We start from the raw sequence: 12,685 nt of genomic DNA, 5'->3' as shown, positions 1-12,685 counted from the left end.
CAGTCAGATCAAAATCAAAAGCAAAAGCAAAAGCACAGCGGCCTCCCGGCCGGCTTGAGTGTTGAAGAGCAAATCAAAAGCTAAAGCGGGCACGGTCCAAATGTGGGAGCGGGCTTGCTCGCGAAGGTCGTTAACGATGACGCTGGCATCCTGATTCAACGCGGCGCTCTCAGGTTTTTCGCGAGCAAGCCCGCTCCCACAGAAAAGCAGATCTGTTTTCGCTCTGGTTTTTGCTTTTGCTTTTAACACTCAAGCCAGCCGGGAGGCCGCTGTGCTCTTGATCTGCTTTTGATCTTGATCTTAGGCGCCCCGTTAAACCACGCTGGCCGAACGCAGGCTTTGGAGCGTGGGTAACCCGGCAGGACGCCGGGTTAGCCGTCCTGGGCCAGGGATGGCCCATGACGGCGGCCCACGGTCCAAAGCCGGAGTGAGGGCACACCGAGCCTAAGCGAGGTGCCGAGTGGTGGGGCAAGAGCGTTTTGCTTACTTTTGCGCTGTTCAAAAGTGAGCCGCTGTAAGAGCGGAACCCCTATCAGCCGTTACCCAAATAACGGATATACACCCAAAACCCACCTCAGCCCCGCCGACTCCCCAGCCATTCCTCCCGGGTAATCTCCCAGATATCCTTGGGCAAACTCCCAGCGACAAACTGCCCCTCATCGGTCCTGACTAACCGCATCCCCGTCCGCTCGGAAATCCTGCGAGACGCCACGTTCGGCGCCGCCTTGGGCACGCGCATCACGGGCCGCTCCAGCACCTCAAACCAATACTCAGTCACCGCCGCACTGGCCTCGGCCATCAACCCCTGGCCCTGCCACTGCGGCGCCAGCCAAAAGCCGCGGTTGTTGTCCACCTCATCCATCAGGCTGACATTACCAATCAACACCCCAGGCGCGCTTTTCAGGCGGATCGACCAATGCCACTCCTCACCCCGGGCCATCGCCGGCAATGCAACATGCTCCAGATAGCTGCGCGCACCATCCGCCGGGTACGGCCAGGGCACCAGGGCATTCAGGTAACGCACCACTTCCCAGTGCGGAAATTGCTGCTGGACACCCTCGGCATCCTCCAGCGTCAACGGCCGCAGGATCAGCCGTTCGGTATACAGCGTAGGTTGCGCATCCATGTCGTTACCATGTGGCAGTGTTGGGAAAGTCCAGGGTCCCGCGATCCACAAAACGCATGGTGCCAAACAGGCCACCTGCGAGTTTCCCGCGCAACACGTACGGCAGGTTATTCAAACTCTGGGTCTGGCTCAAGCCAAGGGTCTGGCGCAAAACGGAAAACGCCGAAACGCTCACCGGCACCGTCAGCACCGTCTCCGAAAAGCGTGGGATCGAACCACCCTGGTCACTCACCCCGGACGCCAGCGGCCGGCCATTGACCTCCAGGTCCAGGGCCACGCCGCTGTAGTCGATGGCGGTTTCATTCGGATTTTGTATCCGCAGCTTCACCGCGAAACGCACTTCCAGGTCCTGGCTCTGCAGCGGCTCGATGCCCACCACGTTGATGTTCACCGGGTCGCGATTGGGAAACAGCGCGCACGCGCTCAGGGTGAGTAGCAGCAGTGACAAAACCATGAGCTTGCGCATAAAACGGGTTCTCCTATTTCGTGACGTCCGGGTCCTGCATCACTTTGAGGGTGGAGGCTTCCGGATCAAATTCATCTTCTTCCAACTCTATGAACTCCTCAGGCAGGAAGATGTTCAGCACGATAGCGCAGAACGCCCCCACGGTGATCGGCGACTCGAAGATGTTGTGCAGTGCCTTGGGCAGCTCGCGCAGTACTTCCGGCACTGCCGCCACACCCAGGCCCATGCCCAGGGAGATCGCCACGATCAGCACATTGCGCCGGTGCAGCCCGGCTTCGGCGAGGATCTTGATCCCGGCCACGGCCACGGTGCCGAACATGATCAGCGTGGCGCCACCGAGTACCGGCTTGGGCATCAGTTGCAACACCGCGCCGATCATCGGGAACAGCCCCAGCAGCACCAGCAGCCCGGCAATGAAGTACGCCACATAACGGCTGGCCACGCCGGTCAACTGGATCACCCCGTTGTTCTGGGCGAAGGTCACCATCGGCAAGCTGTTGAAGGTGGCCGCCATCACCGAGTTGAGGCCGTCGGCCAGCAGGCCGGACTTGATGCGCTTGATGTACAGCGGGCCCTTGACCGGCTGTTGCGAGATCATCGAGTTGGCGGTCAGGTCACCGGCGGCTTCCAGTGGCGAAATCAGGAAGATCACCGCCACCGGGATAAACGCCACCCAGTCGAACGAAAAACCGTACTTGAACGGCACCGGTACGCTGATCAGTGGCAACTGGGGCAGGGCGCCCAGGTCGACGCGGCCCATCCACCAGGCCACCACAAAACCCAGGGTCAGGCCGATCACGATCGAACCCAGGCGCAGGAACGCGTTGTTGAAGCGGTTGAGCACCACGATGGTCAGCAGCACCAGGGCCGCCAGGCCCATGTTGCCGGCGGCGCCCAGGTCGCTGGCGCCATAACCGCCGGCCATGTCGGTGACGGCCACCTTGATCAGCGACAAACCCATCAAGGTAATGATGGTGCCGGTGACCACCGGGGTGATCAGCTTGCGCAGCTTGCCGATGAACTGGCTGAGCACCACTTCGATAAACGCCGCGAAAAAGCAGATGCCGAAGATCGTCGACAGGATCTCATCGGTGCCGCCGCCCCGGGCCTTGACCATGAAGCCGGCACTGAGGATCACGCTGATAAACGAAAAACTGGTGCCTTGCAGGCACAGCAGGCCCGAACCCACCGGGCCGAACTTGCGGGCCTGCACAAAGGTGCCGAGCCCGGACACAAACAACGCCATGCTGACCAGGTACGGCACTTCGCTTTCCAGGCCCAGCACGCCGCCGACGATCAGCGTCGGGGTGATGATCCCGACAAAGCTGGCCAGCACGTGCTGCAGGGCGGCAAATATCGCCGCGCTGAAGTGCGGACGGTCGTCGAGGCCGTAGATCAGGTCGGATTTATAACGGGGGCGAGGGGTTTGAGTGTCAGACAAAATACGGGCCCGGGTAGGAAAAAGGAGGCGCAGGATGCCAGAAAGTGCCAGTTGTCAGAAGTGTGAAAAAATATTTCGAAACATCCCCCATTAAATCCTCAAGCCGGCCGATAACGTTGTAGGCACCACATACCTATTAAAACAGTGGCGCCGTAAGGTCAGAGCAGCGCGTTGACGCTGACTGACCGTGTCGCGGCAGGGACGCGCGCAGCCACTACTTCTGAGAGCGCACCTATGTCCCTCCGTAACCTGAATATTGCCCCCCGAGCTTTCCTTGGTTTTGCGTTCATTGCGTTGCTTGTGGTTATCCTGGGGGTGTTTGCGGTCAACCGCATGACGCTGATCCGCCAGGCCTCGGTCGACATGGGAACCAACCAGTTACCCAGCGTAAAGTACCTTGGCAACATTACCGAAAACGTGTTGCGCCTGCGCATCCTGTCCTTCCGCATTCTGATCAACCGCGAGCCGGCCGCCGTGCAGGACGCCAAGGAGCGCTCGGCCATTCTGGTGGACAAGGTCAAGGTGGCCCAGGCCGCCTATTCGGCCTTGCCTGCCGAGGGCGAAGAGGCCAGCGTCTACAAAGCCTTTTCCGCGACCCTCGACAGCTACCTGACCGCCCAGGCCGAGATGATGTCGCTGTCGCAGCAAAACAAGGTCGAGGAGATGCGTACCCTGATCAATACCCGGATCAAGGACGGCACCGACCTGATGGGCGAGCAGTTGAATAAACTGATCGCCATCAACAGCGCCGGGGCCGATCAGGCCAACGTCGCCGCCGAAGGCAGTTATTCTCAGGCTGTGACCGGGATCATCATCGTCGCCGTGCTGGCAGCCTTGATGACGGTGTTGCTGGCCTGGCTGCTGACCCGCAGCATTGTCGCTCCGCTGCAAAAGGCGGTCAGTGCTGCCGAGTCCATCGCCGGCGGCAACCTGAGCAAACCCATCGAAGTCGACGGCAAGGACGAACCGGCCCGCCTGCTCGGCGCCTTGGCCGCGATGCAGAACAACCTGCGCCAGACCATCCAGCACATCGCCGGCTCAGCCACGCAGTTGGCCTCCGCCGCTGAAGAGCTCAGCGCCGTCACCGAAGAAGCCTCCAAGGGCCTGCAACAGCAAAACAACGAAATCGACCAGGCCGCCACCGCGGTCAACGAAATGACGGCCGCCGTGGAAGAAGTGGCGCGCAACGCGGTGTCCACCTCCGAGGCGTCCAGCCAGTCCAACCAGGCTGCGCGGGAAGGGCGCGACCGAGTGGTGGAAACCGTCGGCGCGATCCAGACCATGACCCAGGACGTGCAAAACACCTCGGTGCTGATCGAAGGCCTGGCCACCCAGGGCCGTGACATTGGCAAGGTGCTGGACGTGATTCGCGCGATTGCCGAGCAGACCAACCTGCTGGCACTCAACGCGGCGATTGAAGCGGCGCGTGCCGGTGAAGCCGGGCGTGGTTTTGCSGTGGTGGCRGACGAAGTGCGGGCCCTGGCCCATCGCACGGCGCAATCGACCCAGGAAATCGAGAAAATGGTCGCCGGCATCCAGAGCGGTACGGGTGAAGCGGTGCAGTCCATGCAGCAGAGCAACCAGCGCACCCAAAGCACCCTGGAAATGGCGCGGGCTGCCGGTGTGGCCCTGGAGCAGATCACCCAGTCCATCAGCCTGATCAACGAGCGCAACCTGGTGATCGCCAGTGCGTCGGAAGAACAGGCTCAGGTGTCCCGCGAAGTGGATCGCAACCTGGTGAACATCCGCGACCTGGCGACGCAGTCGGCGGCGGGCGCCAATCAGACCTCAGCCGCCAGTCACGAACTGTCGCGCCTGGCAGTGGATTTGAACGGGATGGTGGCCAGGTTCGTCATTTAATCTGAAATGCGATCAAAAAAATGTGGGAGCGGGCTTGCTCGCGAAAGCGGTGTATCAGTTGATGCATTCGGTGGCTGACATACCGCCTTCGCGAGCAAGCCCGCTCCCACATTGGGTGCTGTGGTGTTTCAGGAATCAGTGTTTCCAGGCGGCTGGGTTCACCAGGTTCTTCGGCTTTTCACCGGCCAGCGCCGCCAGCAGATTGTCCACCGCACACTTGGCCATCGCCTCCCGCGTCTCATGAGTCGCTGAACCGATATGCGGCGTCGCCACCACATTGTTCAAACGCAACAACGGCGAATCATGCTGCAGCGGCTCGCGCACAAACACATCCAGCCCCGCCGCACGAATCGTGCGCTGTTGCAACGCCTCAATCAGCGCCGGCTCGTCCACCACCTTGCCTCGGGAGATGTTGATAAAGATCGTCTCCGGGCCCATCAGCGCGAACTCTTCAGCGCCAATCAAACCTTCGGTTTCAGCCGTCAGCGGCAAGGTCAGGCACACAAAGTCGGCTTCCCGGAGCAGGTCCGGCAGGCTGCGGTATTGCGCGTCAAACCGCGCCTCCACCGCAGGTTTTGGCGAGTGGCTGTGGTAGATCACCGGCATGCCGAACCCGAAGTGCCCACGCTGGGCCAATGCTTCACCAATCCGGCCCATGCCGATAATGCCCAGGGTCTTGCCATGCACGTCGCTGCCGAAATGCAGCGGGCCGATGTTCTGGTTCCAGTTGCCGGCACGCACCATATTGGCCAACTCCACCACTCGCCGGGCGGTCGCCAGGATCAGGGCGAAGCCGGTATCGGCGGTGGTTTCGGTCAGTACGTCTGGGGTATTGCTGAGCAGGATGCCGCGCTCGGTCAGGTAGTCGATATCGTAGTTGTCGACACCGACCGACACGCTGGCCACCGCCTCAAGGTTTGGCGCCAGATCCAGCAGTTTGGCATCCAGGCGCAAGCTGGCACCGAGCAAGCCCTGAGCGGTCGGCAAGGCTTCACGCAGTTTGGCCAGGCCGCTTTCATCCAGCGATTCAATAAGCGTGACCTGGGCCTGTTCATGCAGGCGGGCCATCAGCGGTGCAGAGAGTTTCTTGTAGAGCACGACAGACTTTTTCATCAGGTCTTTACCTTCAATTCAAGGGATTGCAGCGGGGCGCGCTCGCGGTCACTGGCGCCGGGCTTGAGAAAGATCGTCAACACCACCGACACCAGCAGCGCACCGCTCATCAGCAAGTACGAGGCGCCGGGCGATCCGGTGCTGCTGTTGAGGTAGCCCACCAGATACGAACCGCCGAACGAACCGAGGGCGCCCATGCTGTTGATCAGCGCCATGGCACCGCCGGCGACGTTGGCCGGGAGGATTTCCGGGACGATCGCAAAAAACGGCCCGTAAGGCGCATACATACAGGCCCCGGCGATCACCAGCAGGGTGTACGACCACCAGAAGTGTTCGGCGCCGAGCACGTAGGACGCATAAAACGCGATGGAGGCGATCAGCAACGGTGGCCACACAAAACGTTTACGTTTTTGCAGTTTGTCCGAGCCCCAGGACACCGCCAGCATGCCGATCACCGCCGCCAGGTACGGCAGCGCCGACAGCCAGCCGGCCTCGACCATGTCCATTTTCAGGCCGGCCTTGAGGATCGACGGCAGCCACAGCACGAAGCCATACACGCCAATGCTCCAGCAGAAAAACTGCAGCGCCAGGATGATCACCTTGGGTGACCGAAAGGCCTCGGCGTAGTTCTTTACCGCCTTGATGCCCACTTGTTCTTCGGCGAGGGCGGTTTCCAGGTCTTTTTTATGCTGGGCGCTCAGCCATTTGGCGTCGGCGGGTTTTTCATCCGCCAGCTTCCACCAGATAAACGCCCACAGCACCGCCGGCAAACCTTCGATGATAAACATCCAGCGCCAGCTGAAATGCTGTACCAGGTAGCCCGAGACCACCGACATCCACATCATGGTCACCGGGTTGCCGAGGATCAGGAAGGTGTTGGCTCGCGAGCGTTCCGCGCGGGTGAACCAGTGACACAGGTACACCAGCATCGCCGGCATCACGGCGGCTTCGACCACCCCGAGCATGAAGCGGATCACGATCAGCATGTAGGCGTTGGACACCATGCCGGTCAGGGTGGCCAGGCCGCCCCACAGGATCAGGCTGACGAAAATCAGCTTCTTCACGCTGCGTTTCTGCGCGTAGATCGCACCGGGCACCTGGAAGAAAAAGTAGCCAAGGAAGAACAGCGCGCCGAGCAATGACGACATGCCCGGGGTGATCATCAGGTCTTCGGCCATCCCGGAGGCGGCGGCAAAGCCGTAGTTGGCGCGGTCCAGGTACGCCAGGCTGTAGGTGATAAACACGATGGGCATGATGTACCACCAACGGCGGGTGGCGAGTTTCAACGGTTCCATAAGGTTGCTCCTGAGCTTGTTGTAGTTGTGGCAACAGGTAACTCGGTGATGCTGATTAACCGGCTTTCTGGGTGTGGGGCAGATCGGTCCTGAACGGCAAGCCTTCCATGTCGCCACGGCTCTGCACCGCGCGGCTGCCGATCCAGTTGCCGCGCTGCACGGCTTCGCTGAAGCTCAGGTTTTCCAGGAGCGCGCTGATCATGCCCACGGCAAATCCATCGCCGGCGCCGACCGTGTCGACCACCTTGGCCACTGGCACGGCGGCGACAAACCCCTGGTCCAGCTGGGTGCGGTAATACGCGCCGTGGGGCCCGAGCTTGATGGCCACGGCTTCCACGCCCTGGTCCAGGTAAAACGCGGCGATGTCGGCCGGGTCTTCAAAACCGGTGAGCAAGCGGCCTTCGCCCAAGCCCGGCAACACCCAGTCCGCCAGGCAGGCGAGGGCGTTGATTTCGCTGATCATGCGTTGCTCGTTCGCCCACAGGGACGGGCGCAAGTTCGGGTCGAAGGACACGCTGCGCCCGGCCTCGCGCATTTGCGTCATCAACTGGCGCGACAGGTCGCGGGTGGCGTCCGACAGCGCCGGCGGAATGCCGGTGGCGTGCAGGTGCCGGGCTTGCAACAGCTCAGGCTTGATCGCCTCGACCGACAGATGGCTGGCGGCCGAGCCACGGCGGAAGTACTCCACCTGCGGATCATCGCCGGCTTCCTCGCGGGACTTGAGTTGAAAGCCCGTGGGGTGCAGCGGGTCCACCGCCACATGAGTGCAGTCCAGGCCTTCGTTCTGCAAGGTGTCCACCACGAAGCGCCCGAGGGAATCGGCACCCACGCGGCTCAGCCATGCGACGTTGAAGCCCAGGCGTGACAGGCCGATGGCGACGTTGCTGTCGGCGCCGGCAATGCGCTTGTGAAACTGGGCAACCTGGGCCAGGTCGCCGGTCTGTTCGGCGACAAACATCGCCATGGTTTCACCAAACGACAGGATATCGATCTCAGACATGTGCGTTCTCCACGCGGGGCTGGCCGAGGACGGCGAGGGCGGCGACCTGCTGGGCGGTGACCTGCACCAGGTCATTGCCTTGCAGCGGAAATTCCACGGCCCGGGTAATACCTTGAGTCATGTGCTTGAGCAGTTGTTCCCACAGATGCAGGTCGGCGGCGCCCGGCGGCAGGGCCACCAGCTTGCCGTCGGCGCGGCGGGCCACGGCCTTGCAGTGCAGGTAATCCACATGCCGGCCCAGCAGGCGCGCGGCGGTGGTCGCGGATTGGTCCTGCCATTGCCAGTTGCCGATATCGAAGGTCATTTTCACCGGCACCGCCAACCGCTCGACTTCGTTGAAAAAGCGCTGCATCGGCTCAATACGCCCGCCGTGCAGGGTCTGGTCGTTTTCCACCAGCAGCTTGACCGGATGCCGGTTGAGCAGGGCGCTCAAACTGTCGAGGTCGTTGGTGTCGGTGAAATAGCCCAGGGAGACTTTCAGCCAGCGGGCGCCGAATGCCTGGGCGCGGTCGAGGGTGGCGGCCAGTTCGGCATTGGGCTGCGAGCGACCGGCCACCCAGAGTTCCAGGGGCGATGAGAACACGCACTCCAGGCCTTGATCGGCTGCAGCTTGCGCCAGCTCATGGGGTTGTTCGGTGGTCAGCAGCTCTTCGCGCCATTCGATGCGTTGCGCGCCGGCGGCAGCCAGCACCTCGACGAAACTCAACTGGCCTTGCTGGCGGACCAGGTCGGCGCCGTAACTGGAAAGGCTGATGGAGACGGGGTATTTATGCATTGTTGTGTACCTCTGAAACCGGTTTCATTTTTATTCGCAAAATAAACGTGTGGGAGCTGGCTTGCCTGCGATGGCGGCGGTCAGCCGCCTACTGCTTCGCCGGAGAAACCGTTATCGCAGGCAAGCCAGCTCCCACAAGGGATTGGGTCGAGCCCCGGATAATCAGTTGTGGCAAGAAGTCCAGGGTGCGTGGGGGCTGGCTATCGCCGCGCAAACGCTTGAGTAAACAGTCAAACGCACTGGCGCCAATGGCCTCGGTGGGCTGGGCGAGGGCGGTGATGCCGTTGCCCACCAGCGGGTACCAGTCGAGGTCATCCAGGGCGATCAGGCCCACGTCATCAAACAGGTCGCAGCCTAGATTTTTCAATGCACGGGTACACGCCAGTGCCGCGATTCCGTTGGCGCAGAACAACGCCTTGGGGCCGGATTTGCCTAGAAACTTTTGCAGACGCTGTTCCAGTTCGCCATCCAACTCCAGTACGGCGCCGGTCAATGTCGGACGGTTGGCAATTTCCGCCTTGAAACTGTCCAGGCGCTCAAGCCGCGAGCTGGTGCCGTCGGTGGCTTCAGTCACCAACAGCAGGTCGCGATAGCCTTGCTGTTCCAGATGCTCCACGGCCATGCGCACCGCCACCGGGTTATCCAGCCCTACCAGGTCGCTGTGCAGCGGTTCGACCTTGCGGTCCACCAGCACCAGGGGCATTTCCCGTTGCAGTTCCAGCAATTGGTCCAGGTGATGGCCGAGGGTATTCACGATCAGCCCTTCGATATTGTAGGCACGCAGGGCCGCCAGGTGCTGGCGCTCCTGCTCGTCATCGCGGTCGGTGTTGCACACCACCAGGCTGTAGCCGTGCTGGCGGCAGGCGGTTTCCACGCCATGCATCACGGCAATCGAATAGGGGTTGCGGATATCGGCTACCAGCATGCCGATCAGGCGGGTGCGCCCGCGTTTCAGGCCGCGGGCCATCTGGTTGGGGCGATAGCCCAGCTCATCGATGGCCTGCTCGATGCGCAGGGCGATGGCATCGGAGAGCAGGGCACGGTCGTCGCCGATAAAGCGCGACACGCTGGCCTTGGACACACCGGCGCGCTCGGCGACGTCCAGCATGGTCACGCGGCTGCGTTGGGCGGCGGAAAAAGTAGTCACGGCGGCGGCCTTTCTTATTGGATTTATCTGGGTTCCAAGGCGAAATCAATTTCTGAAACCGGTTTCAGGAAACACCAAGTAGGAAATTTCGTCAAGCGCTGCTCAGTAACCGCCCTGGCAGCAAGGCCGAGCAAAAAGCGACGAATGGAGGGGTCTACCTGTTAATTCTGACAGTATCCGGACGAAGGAATCGGGCGCTTAATTCTCTCAACGCCACTTGGTATACACACGCCGCCTGCCGGCAGGCCACTGTCCACCGTGTTGAGGATTAAACCCATGTCTGACGTCTCTGGTTCCACTTACCTGATCAAACCCTTGGGCGCGGACGACGGGGGCACTGTGTTGCTGGACCCGATGGACATACCCGGCGTCGACAGTGGTGACCCCCGGGGCCTGATCCCGCGCTCGCGCCTGCAGGGCCCGCTGCAGGTCAACATCCCGATGTGGAACCCGCGACCCGAGCCGCTGCTGGATGAGCCGCACACCGTGCGCCTCCACTGGGTGTGGGCGGGTGTCGATGAGGTGGTTGATTCGCAGGAGGTGTTTGGCCCGCCACCCCCTCTGCCTGCGGTTTTCTCACTGGAGGTGCCCCTGCCACGATTGACTGATGAGGGCTCCGGCACCGCGCAACTCTACTATTCGGTTGAGGACTCCTTTGGCGGTGTCAGTGAGTTGATTCCCAGGAGAACACTCACCATCGATCTGGACTCGCCTGCGTTACTGAACCCACTGGATACTGTGGATTTTGTAGTTGCCCCGACCCCGAACGTCGATGAGCAATACCTGCTCGATAACGTGCCGGTGGCGTTCAATATTCCGTTCTACACCGTGCGCGCGGACAAGGACCGGATTGAGTTCTTCCTGTCCAACCGGGATAACCCGCCGTTAAGCGCGCCGGACGCTGAGTACGTGATCGCGTTAACCTCCGACCCGCTGGTTGCTTACGTGCCCCCCGATATTTTTCGCAGGTTGAACAACGGTGACGCCTATATTTTCTACCGCATTTTTGACGAGGCAGGCAATTTCAGCAGCCAGAGTGCCGGACTGCTGTTTCAGCTGGCACTGACGCCGTTGCCGAGCAACTTGCCGCGTCCGCAAATTCGGCCACCGGCATACGACGACGGCCTGATCAAGCGCGATGATGCACGTCGTGGCGTGTTCATGCGCATTGACCCCGCCTACGACGATTGGGCGCCGGGGGACCAGGTAATCGCCTATTGGAATGCCCGTCCGACAGTCCCGCAGCCGGTACTGAGTTTCCCTTGTGATGTGGAAATTCCATGGCTGACCCTCAGGGGGCCTGCGCCGGTACTGGTTCCCGAAGCGGCGGTGGTGCGCTACGAAATCATTCGCGGAGCCCTGCCTCCATTTCGTTCCTTATCGGAACGGTTCAATGTCGACCTGACGATTGCCGGCCAGGACCATCCCAATGCGCCCGCATTGCTTAACCCGACCCTGGCCAGCGTCACGGTGATAGGGCGCGGCTCCAGGACTCCCAATCAGCTCAATCATCTGGATCGTGGGCTGGATGCCCAGGCATATGTTCCTTTGTTTGCAGATCCGGTTGCGGGTCAATTGCTCAGTCTGTTCTGGAACGGTGTTGGCCCGGTGGCCAGCCATAGCGTGCAGTTGGGGGAGGTAGGAGGGCAGTTGGTGTGGTTTACCGATATCCCCTGGAACCTGATCGAGGGGACGGTCAATCCACGTTTGCCGGTCCATTACCTCACCAGTAATGGGGTCAACGAACAACAATCAGAGCCTACCTTTGTGAATGTAGATGTGACAGCGCTGATTAATTTTACCCCTCCGCAAGTTCAGCACACCCTGACTAACGAGTATGTAACCTGTTGTTCTTCGCCTTCGCCTTTATATGGCGTGCATTGGTTGATTCCGGGCAACATCGGCCTGCAACTTAACGATGAGGTGCGTTTTCACTGGCAAGGCTATGGGCGTAATAACTGGGTTGATCCTATTGATAACACTGAATACGACGCAACTATCCAGGTGCTGCAACCCCATATTGATAACGGCATTAACGTTGTGGTGGAACCGTTCGACCGGACCCTCGAGCCTATGCGCGAATACGGTTCAGCTGTCGCCAGTTTCGAAGTGTGGCGCAACCTGGGCAAGGTGGGTGACTCCCGGCCAGACGTCAAGGGGAGCGGACATATCCGTGTCGACCTGACCTTTCCAACGGGTGGGTTTTGTAAACCCGGGGATGTCATTAGTTGCACTAGTGATGGAAAGGCAACGTTGGTCAAAGATTAAAGGACTGGGTGAATTTGTTGTTGTGCAGGGAATAGTCGGCGTGTGATAGGCGTGCAAGCGCTTTGTCTCGCGGCGCGAGCGGCTATGTCAACGATAGGGAAGTACGTGTGAGATGTGATTCTTCTTAATATCTGGAGACAAGTGATGAAAAAGGAAACGATCGACTTTATCCGTAACTATGTAAAGAATCGAAG

At 60.7% G+C, this 12,685-nt stretch carries 11 protein-coding genes; 2 read left to right on the top strand and 9 right to left on the bottom strand.

Annotated elements, in window-relative coordinates:
* Positions 1–3: 3 nt before the first annotated feature.
* The 4 genes from JV201_RS16095 to JV201_RS16080 all read right to left on the bottom strand — a co-directional run bounded on the left by JV201_RS16095 (position 4) and on the right by JV201_RS16080 (position 3,033).
* On the bottom strand, positions 4–249 hold the full coding sequence (locus tag JV201_RS16095) for a hypothetical protein (RefSeq protein ID WP_158660299.1): 246 nt from the start codon (positions 247–249) through the stop codon (positions 4–6).
* 325 nt (positions 250–574) lie between these two features.
* Complete coding sequence (locus JV201_RS16090) at positions 575–1,126, bottom strand: GNAT family N-acetyltransferase (RefSeq protein ID WP_003214088.1); 552 nt, start codon at positions 1,124–1,126, stop codon at positions 575–577.
* Positions 1,127–1,130: 4 nt separating this feature from the next.
* Positions 1,131–1,592 carry an LEA type 2 family protein gene (locus JV201_RS16085; RefSeq protein WP_003214086.1) on the bottom strand — a complete coding sequence of 154 codons (462 nt, stop codon included), beginning with the start codon at positions 1,590–1,592 and terminating at the stop codon, positions 1,131–1,133.
* A gap of 13 nt (positions 1,593–1,605) precedes the next feature.
* Positions 1,606–3,033, bottom strand: a complete 1,428-nt coding sequence (locus JV201_RS16080; protein WP_003214084.1) for a nucleobase:cation symporter-2 family protein — start codon at positions 3,031–3,033, stop codon at positions 1,606–1,608.
* Between the two features lie 234 nt (positions 3,034–3,267).
* On the opposite strand from JV201_RS16080, the gene JV201_RS16075 reads away from it, so the two are divergent.
* On the top strand, positions 3,268–4,893 hold the full coding sequence (locus JV201_RS16075) for a methyl-accepting chemotaxis protein (RefSeq protein WP_102369247.1): 1,626 nt from the start codon (positions 3,268–3,270) through the stop codon (positions 4,891–4,893).
* 135 nt (positions 4,894–5,028) lie between these two features.
* On the opposite strand, the gene JV201_RS16070 is transcribed toward JV201_RS16075, so the two are convergent.
* The 5 genes from JV201_RS16070 to JV201_RS16050 all read right to left on the bottom strand — a co-directional run bounded on the left by JV201_RS16070 (position 5,029) and on the right by JV201_RS16050 (position 10,223).
* On the bottom strand, positions 5,029–6,006 hold the full coding sequence (locus tag JV201_RS16070) for a D-glycerate dehydrogenase (protein ID WP_178967222.1): 978 nt from the start codon (positions 6,004–6,006) through the stop codon (positions 5,029–5,031).
* Entirely contained in the window at positions 6,006–7,301 is a 1,296-nt protein-coding gene (locus JV201_RS16065; protein WP_003214078.1) for an MFS transporter, read from the bottom strand. The genes JV201_RS16070 and JV201_RS16065 overlap by 1 nt, the downstream gene beginning before the upstream one ends.
* Positions 7,302–7,356: 55 nt before the next feature.
* On the bottom strand, positions 7,357–8,301 hold the full coding sequence (locus JV201_RS16060) for a sugar kinase (protein WP_003214077.1): 945 nt from the start codon (positions 8,299–8,301) through the stop codon (positions 7,357–7,359).
* Positions 8,294–9,076, bottom strand: coding sequence for a sugar phosphate isomerase/epimerase (locus JV201_RS16055; protein ID WP_177023334.1), 783 nt, complete (start codon positions 9,074–9,076; stop codon positions 8,294–8,296). The genes JV201_RS16060 and JV201_RS16055 overlap by 8 nt, the downstream gene beginning before the upstream one ends.
* A gap of 88 nt (positions 9,077–9,164) precedes the next feature.
* Positions 9,165–10,223: a LacI family DNA-binding transcriptional regulator gene (locus tag JV201_RS16050; RefSeq protein WP_308340695.1), complete on the bottom strand. Its 1,059-nt coding sequence runs from the start codon at positions 10,221–10,223 to the stop codon at positions 9,165–9,167.
* A 276-nt stretch (positions 10,224–10,499) separates the two neighbouring features.
* Here JV201_RS16050 and JV201_RS16045 point away from each other — a divergent pair, with 276 nt between their 5' ends.
* Positions 10,500–12,491, top strand: a complete 1,992-nt coding sequence (locus JV201_RS16045) for a hypothetical protein (RefSeq protein ID WP_219405707.1) — start codon at positions 10,500–10,502, stop codon at positions 12,489–12,491.
* The last annotated feature ends 194 nt before the right edge of the window (positions 12,492–12,685 follow it).

This window comes from Pseudomonas sp. Colony2, from assembly GCF_019382755.1.
Taxonomy (GTDB): Bacteria; Pseudomonadota; Gammaproteobacteria; order Pseudomonadales; family Pseudomonadaceae; genus Aquipseudomonas.
The sequence above is the reverse complement of the archived record's forward strand: the minus strand, read 5'-3'. Positions and strand labels throughout refer to the sequence as shown.